Source organism: Pseudoalteromonas sp. S408, from assembly GCF_005886645.1.
GTDB lineage: Bacteria > Pseudomonadota > Gammaproteobacteria > Enterobacterales > Alteromonadaceae > Pseudoalteromonas.
The window spans coordinates 67,150-88,666 of record NZ_PNDY01000004.1; the positions used below are offsets into that span (position 1 = coordinate 67,150).

Annotated in this window: 19 protein-coding genes and 1 tRNA gene; 15 read left to right on the top strand and 5 right to left on the bottom strand. The window is 39.4% G+C overall.

Going from position 1 to position 21,517, the window contains the following annotated elements:
* Positions 1–20 precede the first annotated feature (20 nt).
* Both CWB62_RS04220 and CWB62_RS04225 read left to right on the top strand, forming a co-directional pair.
* Complete coding sequence (locus CWB62_RS04220; protein ID WP_010556661.1) at positions 21–1,289, top strand: inorganic phosphate transporter; 1,269 nt, start codon at positions 21–23, stop codon at positions 1,287–1,289.
* Positions 1,290–1,371: 82 nt separating this feature from the next.
* Positions 1,372–2,301, top strand: coding sequence for a hydrogen peroxide-inducible genes activator (locus CWB62_RS04225; RefSeq protein WP_058403782.1), 930 nt, complete (start codon positions 1,372–1,374; stop codon positions 2,299–2,301).
* 30 nt (positions 2,302–2,331) lie between these two features.
* On the opposite strand, the gene CWB62_RS04230 is transcribed toward CWB62_RS04225, so the two are convergent.
* Positions 2,332–2,544 (bottom strand): hypothetical protein, encoded by a 213-nt coding sequence (locus CWB62_RS04230; protein WP_138530719.1) that lies wholly within the window; start codon positions 2,542–2,544, stop codon positions 2,332–2,334.
* Positions 2,545–2,727: 183 nt separating this feature from the next.
* The gene (locus CWB62_RS04235) at positions 2,728–5,253 is read right to left on the bottom strand and encodes an EAL domain-containing protein (protein ID WP_138530721.1); all 2,526 of its coding nucleotides are present in this window, start codon (positions 5,251–5,253) and stop codon (positions 2,728–2,730) included.
* A 193-nt stretch (positions 5,254–5,446) separates the two neighbouring features.
* On the opposite strand from CWB62_RS04235, the gene queA reads away from it, so the two are divergent.
* The 7 genes from queA to CWB62_RS04270 all read left to right on the top strand — a co-directional run bounded on the left by queA (position 5,447) and on the right by CWB62_RS04270 (position 13,732).
* A complete protein-coding gene (queA, locus tag CWB62_RS04240) occupies positions 5,447–6,478 on the top strand; it encodes a tRNA preQ1(34) S-adenosylmethionine ribosyltransferase-isomerase QueA (protein ID WP_058403780.1) in 1,032 nt (343 codons plus the stop codon).
* A gap of 184 nt (positions 6,479–6,662) precedes the next feature.
* Positions 6,663–7,790, top strand: a complete 1,128-nt coding sequence (gene tgt / locus CWB62_RS04245; RefSeq protein ID WP_058403779.1) for a tRNA guanosine(34) transglycosylase Tgt — start codon at positions 6,663–6,665, stop codon at positions 7,788–7,790.
* A gap of 25 nt (positions 7,791–7,815) precedes the next feature.
* Positions 7,816–8,151 carry a preprotein translocase subunit YajC gene (yajC, locus tag CWB62_RS04250; RefSeq protein ID WP_006791188.1) on the top strand — a complete coding sequence of 112 codons (336 nt, stop codon included), beginning with the start codon at positions 7,816–7,818 and terminating at the stop codon, positions 8,149–8,151.
* A 19-nt stretch (positions 8,152–8,170) separates the two neighbouring features.
* Complete coding sequence (secD, locus tag CWB62_RS04255; RefSeq protein WP_138530723.1) at positions 8,171–10,030, top strand: protein translocase subunit SecD; 1,860 nt, start codon at positions 8,171–8,173, stop codon at positions 10,028–10,030.
* Positions 10,031–10,039: 9 nt separating this feature from the next.
* Positions 10,040–10,993, top strand: coding sequence for a protein translocase subunit SecF (secF, locus tag CWB62_RS04260; protein ID WP_058403777.1), 954 nt, complete (start codon positions 10,040–10,042; stop codon positions 10,991–10,993).
* 129 nt (positions 10,994–11,122) lie between these two features.
* Positions 11,123–12,910 carry a bifunctional diguanylate cyclase/phosphodiesterase gene (locus CWB62_RS04265; RefSeq protein WP_138530725.1) on the top strand — a complete coding sequence of 596 codons (1,788 nt, stop codon included), beginning with the start codon at positions 11,123–11,125 and terminating at the stop codon, positions 12,908–12,910.
* Positions 12,911–12,922: 12 nt separating this feature from the next.
* On the top strand, positions 12,923–13,732 hold the full coding sequence (locus CWB62_RS04270) for a substrate-binding periplasmic protein (RefSeq protein ID WP_138530745.1): 810 nt from the start codon (positions 12,923–12,925) through the stop codon (positions 13,730–13,732).
* 63 nt (positions 13,733–13,795) lie between these two features.
* On the opposite strand, the gene suhB is transcribed toward CWB62_RS04270, so the two are convergent.
* Complete coding sequence (suhB, locus tag CWB62_RS04275; RefSeq protein WP_058403774.1) at positions 13,796–14,599, bottom strand: inositol-1-monophosphatase; 804 nt, start codon at positions 14,597–14,599, stop codon at positions 13,796–13,798.
* A 250-nt stretch (positions 14,600–14,849) separates the two neighbouring features.
* Here suhB and CWB62_RS04280 point away from each other — a divergent pair, with 250 nt between their 5' ends.
* Entirely contained in the window at positions 14,850–15,266 is a 417-nt protein-coding gene (locus CWB62_RS04280; RefSeq protein WP_138530727.1) for a VOC family protein, read from the top strand.
* A gap of 59 nt (positions 15,267–15,325) precedes the next feature.
* Here the strand turns inward: CWB62_RS04280 and CWB62_RS04285 are convergent, their stop codons facing one another.
* Entirely contained in the window at positions 15,326–15,982 is a 657-nt protein-coding gene (locus tag CWB62_RS04285; protein WP_138530729.1) for a LiaF domain-containing protein, read from the bottom strand.
* Between the two features lie 319 nt (positions 15,983–16,301).
* On the opposite strand from CWB62_RS04285, the gene CWB62_RS04290 reads away from it, so the two are divergent.
* The 3 genes from CWB62_RS04290 to CWB62_RS04300 all read left to right on the top strand — a co-directional run bounded on the left by CWB62_RS04290 (position 16,302) and on the right by CWB62_RS04300 (position 17,450).
* Positions 16,302–16,865, top strand: a complete 564-nt coding sequence (locus CWB62_RS04290) for a BON domain-containing protein (RefSeq protein WP_058403771.1) — start codon at positions 16,302–16,304, stop codon at positions 16,863–16,865.
* A 63-nt stretch (positions 16,866–16,928) separates the two neighbouring features.
* On the top strand, positions 16,929–17,087 hold the full coding sequence (locus tag CWB62_RS04295; RefSeq protein ID WP_006791179.1) for a YqaE/Pmp3 family membrane protein: 159 nt from the start codon (positions 16,929–16,931) through the stop codon (positions 17,085–17,087).
* Positions 17,088–17,373: 286 nt separating this feature from the next.
* Positions 17,374–17,450: transfer RNA gene (locus tag CWB62_RS04300), tRNA-Ile, on the top strand.
* A gap of 86 nt (positions 17,451–17,536) precedes the next feature.
* Here CWB62_RS04300 and CWB62_RS04305 read toward each other — a convergent pair.
* Entirely contained in the window at positions 17,537–19,093 is a 1,557-nt protein-coding gene (locus CWB62_RS04305) for a hypothetical protein (protein WP_138530731.1), read from the bottom strand.
* 533 nt (positions 19,094–19,626) lie between these two features.
* On the opposite strand from CWB62_RS04305, the gene CWB62_RS04310 reads away from it, so the two are divergent.
* Entirely contained in the window at positions 19,627–19,923 is a 297-nt protein-coding gene (locus tag CWB62_RS04310) for a hypothetical protein (RefSeq protein ID WP_138530733.1), read from the top strand.
* Between the two features lie 4 nt (positions 19,924–19,927).
* On the top strand, positions 19,928–21,517 hold the full coding sequence (locus tag CWB62_RS04315; protein ID WP_138530735.1) for a type IV secretion system DNA-binding domain-containing protein: 1,590 nt from the start codon (positions 19,928–19,930) through the stop codon (positions 21,515–21,517).

Consider the following 21,517-nt stretch of genomic DNA (forward strand, 5'->3'; position numbering starts at 1 on the left):
CGAAAGATTAAGGTTATACAATGGATATCATTGCATCTTACGGCACGGTATTAGTTTTAATTGCCGCGGCTGTTGGTTTTTTCATGGCTTATGGTATTGGCGCGAACGACGTTGCGAACGCCATGGGTACATCTGTAGGTTCAAAAGCATTAACAATTAAACAAGCTATTTTAATAGCCATGGTTTTTGAGTTTGCTGGTGCTTATTTAGCAGGGGGTGAAGTTACATCAACTATTCGTAAAGGAATAATTGATGCTGCACCGTTTGCAAACATTCCTGAACTGATGGTACTAGGTATGATTGCCGCATTATTTGCTGCGGGTTCATGGCTATTAATCGCTTCATTCTTAGGTTGGCCAGTATCAACAACTCACTCTATTATTGGTGCAATCATTGGTTTTGCGCTAGTTGCAGTGGGTACAGAAGCAATCCAGTGGAATAAAGTAGGCGGTATTGTGGGAAGCTGGATCATTACACCAGCGATATCCGGCTTTATTGCGTACCTAATATTCATGAGCGCACAAAAGCTTATATTTGATACCGATGCACCATTAAAGAACGCTAAGCGCTACGTACCAATCTACATGGGTTTAGCCGGTTTTATCATGGCTTTAGTTACGATCAAAAAAGGTTTAAAGCACGTTGGTATTAACCTAGGTTCTGTTGAAGGCTACGCGCTTTCAATTGGTGTTGCAGTGGTTGTTGCCATTATTGGTAAAATTGCTATCTCTCGCTTAAACATCGACCCTAAAGCTGACAAGCAAATGCAATTTAATAACGTAGAAAAAGTGTTTGCGGTATTAATGGTACTAACGGCTTGTTGTATGGCATTTGCTCACGGGTCTAACGACGTTGCTAATGCAATTGGTCCACTAGCTGCTGTTGTAAACATTGTTGAAAACAATGGTGAAATTGCTAAGAAAGCAGCGATTGCTTGGTGGATTCTTCCTCTAGGTGGTTTTGGTATTGTTGCAGGTCTTGCTATTTTAGGTAAAAAAGTAATTAAAACAATTGGTGAAGGCATTACACATTTAACGCCTAGCCGTGGTTTTGCTGCAGAACTTGCCGCTGCCTCTACTGTTGTTATTGCATCAGGAACTGGTATGCCAATATCTACTACTCAAACCTTAGTGGGTGCGGTATTAGGTGTAGGTATGGCGCGTGGTATTGGTGCACTTAACATGAGCGTTATCAGAAACATTGTAGTTTCTTGGGTAATAACGTTGCCAGTTGGTGCTGCCCTTGCTATTGTTATCTTCTACGTACTGAGAACCGCATTTGGGGTTTAACAAAAAAGTACTAAAAGACTTTTAGCTTGAAAAGATCTCAATGCCCTAGGTATTGGGGTCTTTTTATTTGTGGAAAGAAAAAATGACCAATCTTCCGAGTATTAAACAGCTTCAGTATTTACTTGCTGTTCATCAGCACCAGCACTTTGGCCGCGCAGCCAGTGCCTGTTTTATTGGCCAGTCGACACTAAGCAGTGCCATTCAAAACCTTGAAGAAACGCTAGGTTGTCAACTTATTGAGCGTGAAAACCGAAGCCTTATGTTTACAAGCATAGGAGAAGAGGTTGTTGAGCGTTCACGAAAAATAATCAATGACACTATCAGCCTAAAAGAGCTTACAAAAAGTTTTTTAACGCCGCTTAGCGGGAAATTAACCGTTGGCGTGATCCCGACTATTGCTAGCTTTATTGCTGCGCCTTTGTATCATTTTTGCCAGCAAACTTTTTGTGAATTAGAGTTGGTATTAATTGAAGATACCAGCGATAAGTTATTGGATAAGTTAGAGCATGGACACATTGATTTAGCGTTATTGGCACTACCGTATGCAACCGATAAGTTTCATACTCAAATTTTAGCGAAAGATCATTTTAGTCTGGTGCACCATAAAGATTATATGCCAGCAAAGGGTGTAGAAGACTTTAATTTATTACCAGATGCCAGTGTGTTTTTGTTAGAGCGAGAGCACTGTATGACGGGTCACGCGCTGAGTGCGTGCCATTTAAACCGCTCTAGTTGTATTAACCCATTTGAAGCGGCAAGCTTGCATACGTTACTCAGTATGGTTGAACACCAGCTCGGGGTGACCTTTTTACCACAAATGGCAATTAATGCCGGTATTTTAGATAATAAACAGATGGTAGCCACGCCTTCACAAAGCGATGCCTATCGCGATATTGGTATTCTCTGGCGAAAAACAACAGGACGTATTCGCGATTTTAAATTGTTTAGCCAGCAGCTTGAGGTGTTTTTACAGCACCAATGTAGTTTAAACTTTAATGAGCCAGACAAATAAAATTAACCGCTATTAAAAAGTTAAAGCAGCCTACAATGGCTGCTTTAGACGTTCAACGTGGCTTTCAAATGGTTCCAGTTCAGGTAAAAAAAGTAAGTAAATCCATACCACTACATTAAAGTAGGGTATGCACCCTAATGCAGTAAACACCTTAACGGGGTAACCTTTTAAACTTGCATACCTGTAACATTGGTAAGCAATAATAAAGTGAATGATCAGTAATAATATAACTAGTTGCGCCATACCTGCCTCCCTAAAACCCTTGTAGCTTAAAATTAACGATGTGTTGCTAGTGGGTAATGTCATGTTTATACAGTGTAATCCTTTAAATTACATGACATCCTCTTTATCTGATAAAGAAAGTATAGGCAAGAAAGAAGATAATGGAAGAAAAAAGTGACGTGAAATTGTTCGAATTTGTTAGTTTTAATCTAGGCTATTGTTGGTAATACTTTTATTTTGATAAATTTTTTCAAGCTCATCATTTATTTTTTCAACGGGCACTGGGCGAGCAATAAAGTAACCTTGCCCGTAGTCCACACCAATATCTTTTAAAGTAGAAAATATTTCTTTATTTTCAACATACTCTGCAACAGAGTACTTATCAAGTGAGCGGCTAATATCGTTAATTGCTTTTACTAAAGCAAGGTCAATAGGGTCATTAAGCATGTCGCGAACAAACGAGCCATCTATTTTTACATGTTGAGCAGGCAGCTGTTTTAGGTAACTAAAAGTACTAAAGCCGGTTCCAAAATCGTCTATTGAAAAGTGGCAACCTAAAGAGTTGAGTTTTTCAATCATCTTACGTGTAGCTTGTATGTTATTTATGCTTGCGGATTCGGTGATCTCAAAAATTATCCGAGTGGCGGGAACATTGTACTTTTCAAGGTTCGACTCAATGAGTGGTAGCAGTCGCTCATCTAAGAATGATTGCGCAGATAGATTAATAGCAACTTGGCTAAGTTGAGGGTATTTTGCAACACTTTCAATCGCATTTCTAATTACGCACTGGTCCATTAAAAAAGTGTCGTTCAGCATTTCTAGTGACGGAATAAACTGATTAGGGTAAATGAGAGTGCCTTTAAGTTTTAACCGCAATAGCGCCTCAAAGTACGCAACTTTTTCTGCTTTAAAATCCCATATAGGCTGGTAATGTAATTCAATATTATTTTGTTGAAGTGCTTGGCGGATTTCGTGCCCCCACTCAAGACCTGTTTGAAGCGTGTTGTTTTGCGCATCTTCTTTTGAGTAGCAATGAACTAAATTACGGCCTAAGTTTTTTGCAATATACAAAGCAATATCGGCTTGCTTTAAGCACTCATTTGGGTCGTTATTGTTTACTGTAATTTGCGTTAAGCCGATAGAGCAGCTTATTGTGTAGCTTTGCTCTTTAGACTTAAAGGTATGCTGCTCTATGGCACTACAAACACCTTCTGCAATAAGGTGCGCATCGAGTAGGTTCATATTTTTTAGAATGACGGCAAATTCATCGCCACCAATACGACACACTAAATGTTCTTTTTCAATGTTGTCTTTAAACAGCTGTGCCACATCTTTTAAGACCAGGTCGCCTTGATGATGGCCTTGGCTATCATTAATAATTTTAAAATGATCAAGGTCAATGTAAATCAAGGCATGCTCAACATCGCTGTGAGTATGTTTGGGTTTACAAATACGACTTAGCTCTTGGTCAAAGTGGTATCGGTTGTGTAGGCCAGTTAATGGATCATGTAGCGCAAGGTGGCGTAATTGAAGTTCGGCTTGCTTACGTTCGTGAATGTTATCAATAGTGACAGTGATCGTTGCATTATTACGTCTGTTTTTAATTAGCTGCAACCGACATTCAACCCAAATTTGGCCTCCCTTTTTATGTTGGAGTTTTATTTCTATTTGTTGATGATCGGTTCCACCTCCGAGTATATCGTCGATGGTTGCTTTTAGCTTTATTTGGCATTCGCCAGTATAAAATTGAGTAAGGCTTTTTTGTAGGCTCGATTTAACGCCAAATCCACTTAAGGTTTCCCAAGCTGGGTTTATAAAGCGAATTTTTCCTAACTGGTCGAGCTCAAGTACAACAGTATTAAGATGCAATAATATGCGCTGATGAGCTGAAAATAGTTCTTTATACCTTACTTCGCTTACGCTTAACTGCTCTACTTTTTGTGCAAATTCGGCGTAGCTCACCATAAAGTCTTCTCGGCGAGCGGCATGATCACATACTTTATTTAAAAATGAAGGTTCGTAAGGTGCGCGAATAAAATCGGTTACGCCCGATAACAAAAGCTGCTCGGCATAGTCTGCATCAGCATTATCTATAATAGTTACAATGGCTTGCTTAGGGTTGTGCTGTAAAATATTTTCAACGAGTAAGCTAGATTCATCGGCTTTTTCTTGCGTGGTATCAAGTAACACAATAGAGAATTTTTGCTGATTGTATTGGTTAAGTGCGGCTTTACACGTTGTAACATGTGTAATAGCAAAGTTGAGTTTTAGTTCTTCACTTATAGACTCAACTTTACTGGCATCGGGCTCTAGCAAAAGTAGGTTGAGTCGACTGCTTTTTTCTAAATGTGTAGATAAAACATTAGCCAAAACTTGCGGTAGCATGTCTTGGTTTTCAAAAGGTAAAACAGCATCGATTCCATAACTACGGGCGGTTGTTTCTGCAATTCGTTCGCAGTAAGTCGGTGGCATAAGCAAAATAGGGGTGTTTTTAGGGGTTTTTAATAGACCGGAGCGAATCATACGAGAAAAACGCCAACCGTCTATTTTCCCCACATTCAGCCCCGTGATAATAATATCAACGGGTTGTTGCTTTAGAGTTTTAAGGGCTTCCTGGCTATCGTTTGCTTCAATAAAACTAAATACGTTAAGCTTTTTTAAAGTATCTTTAATTACCCTGCGCTCAGCACGGCTTGCATTTAAAATTAGCAAATTTAATTGTTCTGCCACGCAGGAGGTCCTAAAAATCGTAACTTACTACCATTCCTAAGGGTAATGAGTTTTGTTAGCAAGAACAAGTAGATTTGAATAATCACTTTGAATAGAAGGACGCTTAGGTTTACAGAAGTTGAGCTGGCTTCTTGAGCTTAATTCACGATAGATATACACTTGGCGCGATTTTTAATGATGTGGATTACCAACTATGCGCGTAGCTGACTTTAGTTTTGACTTACCCGATGAATTAATTGCTCGCTTTCCTAAAAAAGATCGTACGAGCAGCCGCTTATTAAGCCTTGATGGTCCAACAGGGGAGATAAGCCATAAAGTATTTAGTGATATTCTTGAGCTAGTTAACGAAAACGACCTACTCATCTTTAATAATACGCGAGTAATACCCGCGCGTATGTTTGGTCAAAAAGCATCGGGCGGTAAGGTTGAGGTCCTTGTAGAACGGGTATTGGATGAGCACCGTGTACTTGCCCATGTTCGTGCAAGTAAATCATTAAAACCAGGTAATGAGGTTATTTTAGAAGGCAAAGCTAAAGCCATTATGATTGCCCGTCACGATACTTTATTCGAACTTGAATTTGATCACAGCAAAAATGTACTCGATACACTTAACGATATTGGCCACATGCCATTACCGCCTTATATAGACCGACCAGATAATGAAGCTGATCGCGAACGGTATCAAACAGTCTACGGTGAAAAGCCTGGGGCTGTGGCAGCGCCTACAGCAGGCTTGCATTTTGACGAGTCGCTTATGGCTGCGCTTAAAAATAAAGGTGTAAAAATGGCGTTCGTTACGTTACACGTAGGTGCAGGTACATTTCAGCCCGTTCGTGTAGAGACGATTGACGAACACGTAATGCATTCAGAATATATTGAAGTTCCACAAGATGTGGTAGACGCCGTTGCACAAACTAAAGCAAATGGCGGGCGTGTTATCGCTGTTGGCACCACATCAATGCGTTCACTAGAGTCGGCTGCCAAAATACATGGCGGCAAGCTAGATACTTACTTTGGCGATACCGATATCTTTATTTTTCCGGGTTACCAATTTAACGTCGTCGATGCCATGGTCACTAATTTCCATTTACCTGAGTCAACGTTGATTATGTTAGTGAGCGCGTTTAGCGGACAAGACAATATTATGGGTGCTTATAACACTGCAATAGAACAAAAATATCGCTTTTTTAGTTATGGCGATGCTATGTTTTTAACACGTAAATAGCGCTGTTTTATTTATTATTAAATAAAAGTAACACTCAACCCCAGCATACTAGCTGGGGTTTTTAGTTGTAGGTGATTATCACGAGCGAATTTACCGCAGCTAATAGTATTAGCTGTGCAAAAAGGGTAGAATCGAGCGGTTAAATTATAGCTTGTTGGACTGTTTTTCCGACATTGAGGATGATATGAAATTTGAATTAGACCGCACCGACGGTAAAGCGCGCCGCGGCCGCCTGATTTTTGACCGTGGTGTAATAGAAACGCCCGCATTTATGCCTGTAGGTACTTACGGTACTGTTAAAGGTATGACACCTGACGAAGTAAAAGCAACAGGTGCACAAATTTGTTTAGGTAATACCTTTCACTTAATGCTTCGACCTGGTACTGAAATTATTAAGCAGCACGGCGACTTACACGACTTTATGAATTGGGATTTTCCAATTTTAACTGACTCAGGCGGTTTCCAAGTATTTAGCCTTGGCGCAATGCGTAAAATTACCGAAGAAGGTGTTTTATTTCAATCACCAGTAAACGGTGATCAAATAATGATGTCGCCAGAAAAGTCAATGGAAGTACAGCGTGATTTAGGCTCAGATATTGTAATGATATTTGACGAATGTACGCCGTATCCAGCAACTGAAAAAGAAGCTAAAGATTCAATGGAGCTGTCTCTTCGTTGGGCAAAACGCTCAAAAGAAGGTCACGGCGATAACCCATCTGCGTTATTTGGTATTATTCAAGGTGGCATGTACCCAGAATTACGTGCACAATCGCAAGCTGGTCTAGAAGAAATTGGCTTTGATGGTTATGCACTAGGTGGTTTATCAGTTGGTGAACCTAAAAACGAAATGATGAATATTCTTGATCATTGTGCGTACAAAATGCCCGAAGATAAACCACGATACTTAATGGGTGTGGGTAAACCAGAAGACTTAGTTGAATCGGTACGTCGCGGCATAGATATGTTTGACTGTGTTATGCCAACGCGCAATGCGCGTAACGGTCACTTATTTATTACTACGGGTATTATTAAAATCCGTAACGCTGTGCATAAAACAGATACCGGTCCACTTGACCCTGATTGTGATTGCCATACGTGTAAAAATTACTCGCGCGCTTATTTACATCACCTTGATAAATGTAACGAAATTTTAGGTGCACGACTAAACACAATACATAACTTACGTTACTATCAGCGTGTTATGGAAGGCCTGCGCAATGCAATTAGCGAAGGTAAACTAGAAGAATTTGTAAAAGATTTTTACGCTCGCCGCGGCCAAGACGTGCCAGAGCTTGCAGATATAAAAAATTAAACTTTAAATTTAAAGAGGAAGTATTATGAGTTTATTTATTTCAAACGCACACGCATCAGCTGGTGCACCTGCAGCCGGTGGCGGTATGGAAATGCTAATTATGTTAGCTATTTTCGGTTTAGTTTTTTACTTTTTAATTTACCGCCCACAAGCTAAGCGCGTTAAAGAGCATAAAGGCTTAATGAATGCGATGGCTAAAGGCGATGAAGTACTAACCCAAGGTGGTTTAGTTGGTAAGATTGTTAAAATTGCTGAAGATAAAGATTTCATCGTTATCTCTTTAAATGAGCAAGCAGAAGTGACAGTACAAAAAGCATCTGTATCTGCTGTATTGCCAAAAGGCACAATGAAGTCGCTATAAAAATAATAAGGACGACCCCGTGTTAAACAAGTTTCCAGTGTGGAAGTATTTACTTGTTTTAGCTGTGGTTGCCATTGGCCTTTTATATGCTTCTCCAAACTTGTATGGCCGTGATCCGGCTATACAAGTTTCGGGTGCTAAAGGTGCTGATGTTGATCTCAGTGTTGTAGACAAAGTAAATGAAACCCTTAAAAAACATAACGTAGCGGTTAAATCAACCAAGCTTGAAGGCGGGCAAATACTTGTTCGTTTCAAAAATGTTGAAGAACAATTAAAAGCGCAAGACTTATTGCGTGACTCGCTAAGTGACGATTACATTTCAGCCATTAATATGGCGCCTGCTCAACCTCTTTGGTTAAAATCCCTTGGTGGAAACCCAATGAAGCTAGGTCTAGATTTAAGTGGTGGTGTACATTTCACTATGGAAATCGACATGGCAACAGCGGTTGATAACCAGCTTGAGCAAATGGAACAAGATTTCCGTAGCGATCTGCGTGAAGAAAAACTTCGCTATCGCAGCGTTCGTCGTGTAGCCGGCTCTGACCGCATGCGTGTTGAAATGCGTAACGAAGAAGATAAAGACGCCGCAGAGCGCTTTCTAGAATCTCGTTATCCACTTAACGTATACATTGATGACAGCAGTAACGATAATGCATTTTTTGCCACCATGAGTGAGCAAAAGCTAAAAGAGATTCGTGATTACGCCATCAAGCAAAACGAAACAATTATTCGTAACCGTATTAATCAAATTGGTGTTGCAGAGCCCAACGTACAACGCCAAGGTGCTGAACGTATTATTGTGCAATTACCTGGTGTGCAAGATACCGCTCGTGCTAAAGAAATTTTAGGCGCTACGGCGACACTTGAATTTCGTGAAGTAGACGAAAACGCTGACCCAAGCGCAGCAGCTCAAGGCCGTATCCCAGCGGGTACTGAAATGATCATGAGCCGCGACGGTTACCCTGTAGTACTTAAAAAACGCATTATTCTTGAAGGTAGCCACATCACTGGCGCGCAATCTGGCGCAGATGAATACCAACGTCCACAGGTAAGCATTTCACTCGACAGTAAAGGGGGTTCAAAAATGAATGCCTTTACTAAGCGTGCTATTGGCAAGCGTATGGCAACGGTATTTATTGAATACAAACCATCAGGTAAAAAAGACGAAAACGGAAAAGCACTTCCGCCTATTAAGGTCGAAGAGGTTATTAACGTGGCAACGATTCAAGCTCGTTTAGATCGCTCTTTTCGTATTACAGGTATCGATAACCCAGCAGAAGCACATAACTTAAGTTTACTGCTTCGTGCCGGTGCGCTTGTTGCGCCAATTCAGATTGTTGAAGAGCGCACAGTAGGCCCAAGCCTAGGCCAAGAAAACATTGAAGCGGGTATGACTGCGGTTGCACTTGGTTTTGCGTTTGTACTTGCCTTTATGCTTATCTACTACAACGGCTTTGGTTTAGTAGCTAACTTAGCGCTTGCTGCTAACTTAGTGCTTATTGTTGGAATAATGTCACTTATTCCGGGTGCTACGTTAACCCTACCGGGTATTGCAGGTATTGTACTTACAGTCGGTATGGCGGTTGACGCTAACGTACTTATTTTTGAACGTATTCGTGAAGAGCTAGCCGATGGTCGTAGCCCGCAACAAGCCGTTCATTTTGGTTACGATAGCGCATTTAGCACTATATTTGATGCTAATATCACTACGCTAATTGCGGCAATTATATTGTTTGCTGTGGGCACAGGCCCAATTGCAGGCTTTGCGGTTACATTGGCTATTGGTATTTTAACTTCAATGTTTACAGCCATTGTTGGTACCCGAGCGGTGATCAACTTATTTATTGGTGGTAAACGCATTGATAAACTTTCTATTTAAGGAGCAGACATGCAAATTTTAAGTTTGGGTAGTAGAACCCTTCGTTTCATGTCTCTTCGAAAAGTAGCAATGGGCTTTTCTACGCTATTAATTGTAGCGTCGATAGTTTCAATGTTCACGAAGGGCTTGAATTTTGGTCTTGATTTTACTGGCGGCACCGCGGTAGAAGTGGGGTTTTCTCAGCCGGCAGACCTTAAAAAAGTGCGTAATGTATTAGCTGAGAATGGGTTTGCTGATGCGTCAGTGCAATTATTTGGTTCAAGCCAAGATATATTAGTGCGTTTAGCTCCACGTGGTAGCGACGTAAAAGCAGAAGTGATTGGTAACCAAGTAATTGATGCACTAAAAAAAGCGGACGACAGCGTAGTAATGCGCCGTATTGAGTTTGTTGGCCCAAGTGTCGGTGAAGACTTAAAAGAGCAGGGTGGCCTAGCCATGTTAACTGCGCTTATTTGTATCTTAATCTACGTTGCATTTCGCTTTGAATGGCGATTTGCTGTTGGTGCTGTAGGCGCGCTATTACACGATGTAATTATTACGTTAGGTTTGTTTTCAATTTTGGGTTTAGAGTTCGATTTAACTATATTAGCGGCAATATTGGCGGTAATAGGTTACTCACTTAATGATACTATTGTTGTATCTGACCGTATTCGTGAAAACTTCCGTAAAGTACGCATCGACGATACCGTTGAAATTATCGATATTTCACTCACGCAAACACTTAACCGTACTCTTGTTACATCAATCACCACTATTTTGGTATTGATTGCATTGTTTGTATGGGGCGGACAAACTATTCATGGTTTTGCTACTGCATTATTGTTTGGTGTATTTATTGGTACGTATTCATCTGTATATGTTGCAAGCTCAGTTGCGCTTGCAATGGGGGTGAGTAAAGAAGATTTAATACCAGAAGTAATAGAAAAAGAAGGTGCAGATCAAGATCCAATGGCAATGCCATAATCTTAAATGCATTAAAAAAACCGCTCAATGAGCGGTTTTTTGTTGCCTGAAATATAAGAATTTGAAATAAATATGTCATACACAGTTGCTATTTTATTGCTCTAATCAAAATGATAATTGAGCCCAGTAGTGACCCTTCAACGACAAGCCTTAGAGGCTATTTTATATAGCGGAGAAGTAACCACGTTATTTCAGCCTATTTTAGATATATCTGGTCAGCTCATTCTTGGTTATGAGGCACTTAGTCGCGGTCCTCAAAGTAGCCCATTAGGAATGCCCAACTCGTTATTTAAAGCTGCGCATCAAGAAGGCCTTATTTCTGAGTTAGAGCTGCTGTGCCGCTCAAAAGCAATAGAAAACTTTGTTAAGCTAAATCTGCAAGGTAAGCTTTTTTTAAATGTAAGCCCAAAAACGTTACTCGATCCTTGCCACCCAAAAGGCGAAACACGACACCTAACCGAGCATTTTGGTTTAGCGACTAATCGTGTTGTTATAGAAGTGACAGAGCAAGACAAAGTAGATAACGACGACTTATTAATTAAAACCATTGCGCATTACCGAGAACTGGGCTTTACCATTGCGATTGATGATTTAGGGGCTGGCTACTCTGGCTTGAAACAGTGGTCGGCACTGCGTCCCGACTATGTAAAAATAGACCGCTATTTTATCGATCATTGCGATCAAAGTGAGGTAAAAAAAGAGTTTTTAAAATCAATTATTGTTTTAGCTAAAGCAACAAACACCTTAGTGATTGCAGAGGGCATTGAACGCTCTGAAGAGCTAGCATTGGTTGAAAGTTTAGGCATTAATAACGTACAAGGTTTTTTATTTGAACGACCTAACTTGAAACCAAGCCGTGATTTTAGCTCTGCGCAAATACAAGCCCTTACATTTAAATTATGTGATCAGTTTGACCAATCAATGGCAATTGGTGCGCTAAGCCAGCCACAAAAAGCTATTGCAAGTGATACCCGTTGCAAAAACGCGCATTTACTTTTTGAGCAAGATAAAACAATTATTAGCATACCAGTAATCAATCAACAGGGGCGGCCTGTTGGCTTACTACATAAAGACCAACTTACCGAGGTGTTTGCAGCACCCTACGGTCATGCCCTTTATGATAAGCGCCCTGTTATAGAGTTAATGGATAAACAACCCCTAATTGTTGATGAAGACCAAAAGCTAGATACGGTGAGTAAGCAAATAACTGAGCAAGACTTCGATATTAGGCGCCATATTGTTATTACTAGAGATAGCAATTATTTAGGGCTCGCGCCACTAAGAGATATTTTAAAACACATAACAGAAGAAAAAATTCGCCACGCACAGCACGCTAATCCGCTAACAATGCTGCCAGGTAATGTCGCTATTAACGAGGCTATAGAGCAAAGGTTACGCAATAAAAATAAATTTCACCTAGCTTATATTGATCTGAATCACTTTAAACAGTTTAACGATCTTTATGGCTACGCTAGTGGCGACAGTGTCATTAAATTATTGGCTGATGTAACAGTGCAAGCCTGTGTAAATAGTGCTAACTTTGTAGGGCATATTGGTGGTGACGATTTTATGGTTGTTTTTGATCAAAATGATGCGGTAAGTATTTGTAACCGTATTATTGAACAGTTTGAACATCGTTCTCGTACCTTTTTTACGCCCGACCATATAGCCAGTAAAGGTTATTGGGCTACAAACCGAGAAGGTGAAAAGCAGTTTGTACCGTTACTTACCTTATCAATAGGATTAGTTGAACCCGATTTACAGCAGTGTAAAAATAGCCATCAGGTTGCAGCATTAGCAACGGATGCAAAAAAAGAAGCCAAACGATTTCGTCATAGCTATCTTTTTACATGCAAGCGAAGGCGCCCAGGGCCTGCAGTAGTGCGATTAGCAACTAGTAAAAAGGTAATTTACTAATAGGTGATCATGATGTTGCCATTAAAGTGTATCGTATGCGTAGTTAGCTTGTTGATTGGAAGTGCTGTAGCAAGCGAAGTCAATACTGTAAAAATTCCGAAAGATCAACATGCGCATTTTGCTCGTGATGATTACCTCTATGATATGCTAACCAAGGCATTGATAAGAGCCCAATACCCTGCCGAAATAGAGCTTGTTGATGTACACCCGCATCAGCAGCGTAACTTAATGTCACTTGATGACGGCTCGCTTGATTTATATTGGAGCATGAGTAGCCCTGAACGAGAGTCATTGGCAACCGCCATCAAAATTCCATTGTTTAAAGGTTATATAGGTAAAAGAGCGCTAGTTACAAATAAAGACAATTTAGATAAATTTAAAGACATAAAAACGCTTGAGCAATTATCAAAGCTTAGTTCGGTACAGGGGCACGACTGGCCTGATATGCGCATATTGGTTAATAACGGTTTAAACGTGAGGCCATTATCAAACCTAAAAGCCATGTTTGTGCTTACTAGCCAAGGCCGCATAGATTATTTTCCGCGCTCATTTATTGAAGTAAATTCTGAGCTTTTAGAGCCACAGCATAAAAATTTACGTGTTGTGCCTAATTTATATATTAGCTACCCAACAGCGCTGTATTATTTTGTTTCTAAGGATAAGCCCGAATTAGCGAAAGCGGTTGAGCAGGGAATAAAAATAATGCAGAAAAATGGCGAGTTTGATGCGCTATTTTATGAATACTTTGCAACAGATTTAAACTCCCTTCCTTATACAAAAGGGGAAACTATTGAAATTAAATTGGTAAACCCTTACTTTTAAAAACAAAAAAGGAGCCTAGGCTCCTTTTTTAGTTGTACCAATTATATTGGTAAAAGCAATTTATTAGCGAAGTAACGACTCAGTTAACACTGGGCGAATTTCGCGAATAATAGCTTGAGTCAGTTTTGGTGCGCCACAAATGATATTGCCACTGTGGTTATAGTTATTACCACCAGCAAAATCGACAACCATACCACCCGCTTCTTTAACCATTAGCTCGCCTGCAGCAGAGTGCCAAGGTTTTAAGCCAATTTCAAAAAAGCCATCAACACGGCCAGCTGCAACATACGCCATGTCTAATGCAGAACAACCTGCACGACGAATATCAGCAGTATGAACAAATAATGCTTTAAACGCTTCAGTGTATGCGTCTGTATGTTGTTTATGCTTAAAAGGGAAGCCCGTTGCTAAAACTGTACCAGCAAGAACGGTTGTTTTGCTTACGCGTAAACGTTTGCTGTTAAGTTGTGCGCCTTGACCTTTAGATGCAGTGAAAAGCTCACCACGGATTGGATCATAAATAACGGCTTGGTCTAAACGACCTTTAACTTTAAGTGCAATAGAGATTGCGTAATGTGGGATACCTTTGATGAAGTTTGTTGTTCCATCGATAGGATCTACAATCCATTGGTAATCATCATCCTTGCCTTTGTGTTCACCTAGTTCTTCGCCCACAACAGAGTGAGTAGGGTAAGACTGTAAAATAGTGTCACGGATTACGGCTTCGGCTTCTTTATCAATATTAGTTACTAAGTCGTTAGCGCCTTTTTGTTGCACTTCAACTTTTGATAAGTCTTCGCTAGCGCGAAGTAAAATTTTGCCTGCGTTACGCGCAGCGCGAACCGCAATGTTTAACATTGGATGCATGGAGTTACCTTTGGGTTGTAAAAGAACGTTTGTATATTTCAGCCGGCGTATTTTAGCGACTTTTGACATAAAGTAAACAATAAACCCTAAATACTTGTGAGTGTTTTTTGTACAGCATTGAAAGTGTTGCACATTTAATTTAAATCATCGTGTATCTGCTCTATTACATATAAAAACTATAAAAAAGCACTTTACCTAAAGTTAGCTTGAGGTTTTATGATGCGTTTAAATTAACTCACAAGGACACAGTATGTATTTAGAACACGTAAACTTAGTTGTTAAAAACATCGATACCATGATTCGTTTTTACCAAGCTATTTTCCCGCATTGGGTAATACGAAGCGAAGGACGGGGTGATTGGTATGGAAAACCAAGGCGTTGGATCCACTTTGGTGACGACACGCAATATATAGCAATGAGCGATCATGGTGAGGGTGAAAACAGAGCGCTTTCAGGACATCAAGTTGGTTTTGCTCACTTTGCTTACGTAACGGCTAATTTAGATAATACGGTATCACGTTTAAATAAAGCGGGTTTTGCAGCATATAAGCACGGTACTAAAAATCCATTTAGAAAAAACATCTACTTCAGAGACCCTTCGGGTTTTGAGGTTGAGTTTGTAGAGTATTTGTCCGATGTTCCTGCTGAGCGAAATAATGATTTATAAGCCTGCAATTATAATATGGCTGCTAAAAAGCAGCCATATTAAAGCAAATACGGTTGTACTTATTTGTTACTTACCCCTAGCTGTGCCTTCAAATCGTTTGCAAAGCTAATAAACTTTTCTTTTATGGTACGCTTTACCTTTACTTCAACCGACCCTAATATTGCTTTGCCTTCAATATGAATGGTAGGGCCTTGGCGCTTATTTAATGTGACTGATTTGTTTTCTAAGGTGCTTAAAATACAAAACATTTTAGACACTACATTAACATGCTCGGGTACATAAATTTCGTCGCTACCAAAAATACAATTAACATGAATTGTCACGTTTTGATGTGTAAATATAGCGTCGGTGAAATCGAGTACCACAGAGCCCATATAATTATTTAGGTAAATATTTTTAGGCACTACCCATTGTCCGCTTCTCTCGTTTGAGCCCAAAATACTACGAAGTGTAATATCGTCATCACTATGCTGTTGTGCACTGTAATTTGGCGTAAACTGCGATTGTTTTTCAGCTTTGTATTGCTTGTCGGTATTAAGTGTTAGGTCTTCTACTAACGTTAGCAGCACTAAATTGTCTTTGGCGTCCATTGCTTGATCTAATCGTCTTTCAAATGCCTCAACCGATATAACGCCATGGCTATAGTTATAAATTAACTGATCAATCACCTGTTCGCGTACTTGCTCTATTGGGCGGTCTTCAACTTTAACTGACATGAGTAATTCCTTATTGTATTTGCTATTAGCTAACTAGATAGCAAACCGTATACCACAATTAATTTTATTTATAATCAATGATTTAGTTTTATAGTGCTGAATTGTTAGTTGTTATATTAACGATACATTAACCAAAATAGCAATAATCTAGTAATTTTCACACTTTGAGAAAGTTTTACTCACTTCCCTGTAAATAGGGGGAATACGCCAAAGCTGTAACAATACAAATTTATCATTAAGTGATTGATTTTTAATGTTAAATAAAGTTGGCTTGATGTTCGCATTAGTTAAAGTGTCTTTAATCAAAAGGAGAAAGATTATGAAAACATTTAACAAATCTATTATCGCCGCGTTAGTTCTTGGTACAACAGCAATGGGTGCACATGCAAACAGCTGGGAAAACGAAAGTAAAGATGCTTGGATTGATGGCAAGGCAGAAACTGTGCTTCTTATGAACACAGACCTAAACAACTTTGACATAAACACTGATGTAACAAATGGCAAGGTAGTACTTACAGGTAAAGTTGATAGCGAAGTAGAAAAAGAGCTAGCAGAAGAACTTGTACTTAGTCTAGATGGCGTCATGGACGTTGAAAACAGCCTAACCGTTGTTAAAAACATGAGCGCTAAACATACAGATTCTAAAATGATGGATGATGATAACGACCTAACGGACGCTAAAATCACCACCGTTATTACAACACGTTTCCTATTTGATTCAGAAGTAGGTGGAACCGATATTGATGTAGATACCGATAATGGTGTTGTTACATTAAACGGTTCGGTTGAATCATCAGCGGAGAAGCAGTTGGCAATCGAAATTGCTAAAAATGCTGAAGACGTTCGTGATGTGGTAGATAACTTATCTATCGTAGCTGAATAACGTTATACTCAAAGCCCAGCATTGCTGGGCTTTTTGTTTTTAATTGTTTGAAGGAGCTAAATAATGGATATCATTCGTATAATACTGTCTGTTTTGCTGCCACCACTGGGTGTTTTTTTACAAGTGGGCTTAGGTATGCATTTTTGGATTAATATTTTATTAACGCTGTTGGGTTACTTCCCAGGGTTAATACATGCAATTTATATTATTGCTAAAAAATAATGCGTTGCTGAGTTATATTTATGCTAGTTGTAAGTAAATATCGCTCAGCGCATTCAATTAATAAATATTATTTTTAATAGTTTTTACCGCACCCACTCAAAATTTCCCCAAATTTAGCCACTCAGCCCCTTTAAAAGATTACAATTTAAGCAGTTAGCTTACTGATTGTTAAAATAAAGGTTTTTGGTAGTGACAAGCCCTAAAAAAGTTTTTATACTGCAACCCGCTTTAGTCGCTCTGTGGCTAAACGCTTCAAAAATTAACTGCCTTGCAGTTATATAAAGTTGGCCCCTTAGCTCAGTTGGTTAGAGCACACGACTCATAATCGTTAGGTCCCCAGTTCGAGTCTGGGAGGGGCCACCACTTTTAACCTTTAACATAATCACTATCAGATAGTTAAAGTATATTCAGAAATTTTTTTACACCTTTTTTTACACCCCTATAAGTTATCATTGCTCAATTTCTTTGTCTATTAGACGTTGAAATAATGCTTTTAGCTCTGGGAATTCCAGTTCCGCTTTCTCTACCATGCGGTCTTTCAATTCGCTGAGCTTTTCAATACTGTGATTTCCATACGATTCTGCTTGCTCTCGAGGTAAACGGCCCAAACATTTTTCTTTTTGCCCTTCTGAGGCTGAAACATCAAGTAGTGCTTGCTCTACTAAATCTCTGATCCTGTGCTGAGTGAAACTACTTATGCTTTTTAAATCTGCTTTAGTTGATCCTAATCGCTCCTTTTTAGCTAATAGGCTAGCTTTCACATCGCTAAATTGTTTGTTTAGAGTTGTATCAACCTTACCGCGGTTGTATGGACTTTCAAACATGAACAAGGGCTCACCATTACAATCCTTAGTTACGTTCACATCCCTTTGTTGTTTACTTTTTTCTGTACTCAGTATATCAACTAGTCGCTCAGGGATAGGGTGTCGTCTAAACCCAGTTTTACTTTCAGGGGCGGGCACTTCAATAGACTGGTCATCTAAGTTGACGCGAGTCCACTGCCGTTCGTTAGTATTCCTCTCACGAGTTGATGCCATAAACTGAATAATTAGTTTTAGTCCCAATGAGTTGTAATTGCTCTTATAAGCTTCAATTATAAATTGAGTTAACGTCGACATCTTAGGTATCGTTTTATCTGTTTTATCAGCTCTAGAGCGCTCCCCCCTCATGATTAATTCTTGAACATTGATTTTGATACTTTCACTAGCTTTAGCTTTGTTAACAGCGGCTCTTACCATTTTAATAATTTCATTCCGATCGGATTTACAGCGAGATGAAACGGACCTGTCTAAGTAATCAGTTCTGAATGTTGCAATGCTGTAGTTGGCCATTATTTTCTCTCCCCATTGACCAGAAAAATATCGTGTTTGAATACGGCTAATCGCACCAGCACGTTTTTTTGAAGCTAATTCCTTATAAAATTCGAACAAGTCATGGAATGTGCTCAACTCACGATAGCTACCACCTAGAAGGTAACCTCGCTCTTTCCATGGCATTTTGGCTTTTCGTCTATCTATAAATCGCTTGTGTGCATCAATTATTGTCTGTATGTCCTCCTTAGTGAATAGGTGCTCTACCGGATATGAAATCAGCTTAAAATATTGACCATCACCACCATCTCTTAGTTGAATGATTTTTTCTTTGCGCGATACTTTGATTGACATACCAGGGTAGCCTTTTAACACTTTAGGCTTTCCTTCAAACGTCTGAATAAACTCTTTTATATTTAAATCTTTTGTTTCATTAGGTAGTCGGGTAATAACCTGAGAGCTTAATTTTATCTGGCTATCAGCAGTACCAGCTGCAATATTCACAACATTGCAATTTTTACCTAGATTCGCGTTTTCTTTCATATTAGTTAAATCAGTGGCGGCTAGCGCTAATTCAGCAACTAGCTGATTCAACTCCGATTTATTCAATCCTAAAGCAAGTACGTTGTTTCTAGCTGCTCGAACTTTTTGATTTGCAACGTGCCCATTGAGCACTAAATTCTCTATCGCATCCATGCGCATTCATCCTTTATAACACCCCTTCCTGGAGGCGATGTAGATGTTAGCGTATTAGACAGAACTGGACCGATAAAAAATAAATATTATTTATCAATGTATTAGGTTTGTTTTTTAATTGGTTTTATTCAGTGATATTTTTTTAAAAATTAAATTTGTTCGCTTTATTCTTTAAATAATTATTTAAACCCTTGGGATGACAGTACATTTTATATATAAAAAAAATTTACTTTGTTTCAGTCCGATCCAGAAAAACCTGTCATGATATAGAAAGTGTGCATGAGCTCAGGATTAAAAGTTTGGCTCATTGACATTTAGGAAGTTGTTTGGAGGAGTGAAAGAAAATACAGAGGAATGGTACTGACATACATGGCATCTATGATGCTATTCAAAACATAGGTCTATCAGTGCTAGGCCAGTAGGCACGGCAGAAAAGCAAACAGTAAACTGCTAGCAATTTAAACATGTAAAAAGGTCTAAAGTTAAACACAGCGCAGGATAGCGCGAATATCAACTAGGCAAGGAGATCAACAATGCCAAAAAATGCAAAAAAAAGTGTATGTATTCGACTAAGTAATGTGGAGTTTGAGTGTCTTCGTGAGCTCGCAGATAGCAATGGCGATAACCATACAGCGGCCGCTTCTAAGTTAGTCGTAAATGGGCTTCAAGCTTCAAAAGCTGAAGAGTTAGTGGAAAAGCGATTTGTGGACCTTGAGCGAAAGCTGACTCGTGCAACGTTCGCGATGCTGACAATACTAGTCAATCATGATGAGCAGGGGCGTATTGAATATGGGGAAAAAGTTAATGAACTCTTAAAAGGTAAGGGGTAAATTGATGAAGTTTCTAAAAATCATCTTACCCTTGGTGGCTCTTATTACGATACCTGTACTTTGTTTTCATTTGCTACATTATACAGGTTCTAACCCTTTTCAATTATCAACCTCGATAATGAAAGAGGTTATTGAGCAAACCCTAAAAATATCTATTCCAGTTGCATTAATTGTTGGTTTATTACTATTTCCCTTTATTAGGCAGCAAGAACGATATCAGCATGTCTCGGGGCCAGAGATGCTTTGCGGACGATCTGCAATTAAGCACGCATCTCATGCCTTGAAGACAGATAATGGGGTTCGTGGAATTAAAGTGCATCCTAAAATTGTACTAAAAAAACAAGATGAATGTGGTAATTTCTTCGTGTTTGGAATGCAGGGAGCTGGTAAATCTACAATTATTAAGTACTGGCTTAATCAGTTAATACAGCGAACGATTCCCATTCTTATTTATGATGAAAAAAGAGAATATACAGAGCTGTTTTATGATGAAAGCATAGTTTTGCTTAGCCCTGGTGATAAGAGAAGTGTTATTTGGGACTTATCAGCAGACATAAATGATATTAGTTCTGCTCGCACATTCTCAGAGGCAATTATACATCAAACATCGAATGAACCTTTCTGGTCTGATTCAGCTCGTTTAATTGTCACTGGTGCATTGATGTGTTTAATACGCAAAGAAATGCCCTGGGGATGGAAGGAATTACACAACCTTTTATTTAAAGACGCTAAGGCCTTACAAAAGGAGTTGGGATTATTCTTTCCTGAGGCTGCATTGTTTGCAGATCCAGAAAACAAGACTAGTGCGAGTGTTCTAGCAGTTGTCTCCTCACAATTGAGCTGGGTTCGATACTTATCTGAAGTGCAATGCTCAAATGCAAAAACATTTTCATTTAAGAATTGGATGAATGCTGACATAGCAAAAAAAGTAATAGTTCAAACCAACCCTTCGTATAGAAATATGAGTCAGTCCCTGTTTTCCGCAGCATTATCAATGCTGACTAATCAAATATTGGCATTGCCCGATTGTTCACGGCGAGAAGTTTGGCTTGTTTTAGACGAGATTGCAGCTATACCAAAAAACGACAGTATAGAGGTGTGGTTATCACGTTGTCGCTCTAAAGGTGCTCGTACTATTGCTGGGACTCAGAGTGTTTCGCAATTACAGTCTATTTATGGAGATAAGGACTCAGAAACCATCCTTAGTTTGTTCTCTACCGTGATAGCTCTCAGAGTTGGCGCTGCTGGGCATTCTGCTGGTATTGCGAGCCAAGCTATGGGGAGGCGAAGGGTAATTATTACCTCCACTAGTATTGATAGCTCTAAAAAAAAATCAGTAACGTATTCAGAGCAAGAAATCCCAGTTGTAACTGCTGAGCAGCTAATTCATGTTCCTAGGCCTGATAAGAAAGGGGTTACAGGTTTTCTCTCTATATCCGGTACAAACGCTGTGTATGAACTCAAATGGCCATATCCTGAGTTACCTAAAATAGCTCTTGGATTTGAACCAGGACCAATTGAAATGGAAAAAAAATTAAGCATCAATGTTGCCAAAAGTAAGGTAACTACAAATCCATTTATTAAAGGTAGTTGA

What these genes read in the sequence shown, in the direction of transcription:
- CWB62_RS04230 (WP_138530719.1), bottom strand. Translation starts at nt 2,544, where the DNA reads ATGGCGCAACTAGTTATATTATTACTGATCATTCACTTTATTATTGCT.
- suhB (WP_058403774.1), bottom strand. Translation starts at nt 14,599, where the DNA reads ATGCATCCAATGTTAAACATTGCGGTTCGCGCTGCGCGTAACGCAGGC.
- CWB62_RS04225 (WP_058403782.1), top strand. Translation starts at nt 1,372, where the DNA reads ATGACCAATCTTCCGAGTATTAAACAGCTTCAGTATTTACTTGCTGTT.
- yajC (WP_006791188.1), top strand. Translation starts at nt 7,816, where the DNA reads ATGAGTTTATTTATTTCAAACGCACACGCATCAGCTGGTGCACCTGCA.
- CWB62_RS04295 (WP_006791179.1), top strand. Translation starts at nt 16,929, where the DNA reads ATGGATATCATTCGTATAATACTGTCTGTTTTGCTGCCACCACTGGGT.
- CWB62_RS04280 (WP_138530727.1), top strand. Translation starts at nt 14,850, where the DNA reads ATGTATTTAGAACACGTAAACTTAGTTGTTAAAAACATCGATACCATG.
- secF (WP_058403777.1), top strand. Translation starts at nt 10,040, where the DNA reads ATGCAAATTTTAAGTTTGGGTAGTAGAACCCTTCGTTTCATGTCTCTT.
- CWB62_RS04220 (WP_010556661.1), top strand. Translation starts at nt 21, where the DNA reads ATGGATATCATTGCATCTTACGGCACGGTATTAGTTTTAATTGCCGCG.
- CWB62_RS04315 (WP_138530735.1), top strand. Translation starts at nt 19,928, where the DNA reads ATGAAGTTTCTAAAAATCATCTTACCCTTGGTGGCTCTTATTACGATA.
- CWB62_RS04290 (WP_058403771.1), top strand. Translation starts at nt 16,302, where the DNA reads ATGAAAACATTTAACAAATCTATTATCGCCGCGTTAGTTCTTGGTACA.
- CWB62_RS04270 (WP_138530745.1), top strand. Translation starts at nt 12,923, where the DNA reads ATGTTGCCATTAAAGTGTATCGTATGCGTAGTTAGCTTGTTGATTGGA.
- CWB62_RS04310 (WP_138530733.1), top strand. Translation starts at nt 19,627, where the DNA reads ATGCCAAAAAATGCAAAAAAAAGTGTATGTATTCGACTAAGTAATGTG.
- tgt (WP_058403779.1), top strand. Translation starts at nt 6,663, where the DNA reads ATGAAATTTGAATTAGACCGCACCGACGGTAAAGCGCGCCGCGGCCGC.
- CWB62_RS04285 (WP_138530729.1), bottom strand. Translation starts at nt 15,982, where the DNA reads ATGTCAGTTAAAGTTGAAGACCGCCCAATAGAGCAAGTACGCGAACAG.
- CWB62_RS04305 (WP_138530731.1), bottom strand. Translation starts at nt 19,093, where the DNA reads ATGGATGCGATAGAGAATTTAGTGCTCAATGGGCACGTTGCAAATCAA.
- queA (WP_058403780.1), top strand. Translation starts at nt 5,447, where the DNA reads ATGCGCGTAGCTGACTTTAGTTTTGACTTACCCGATGAATTAATTGCT.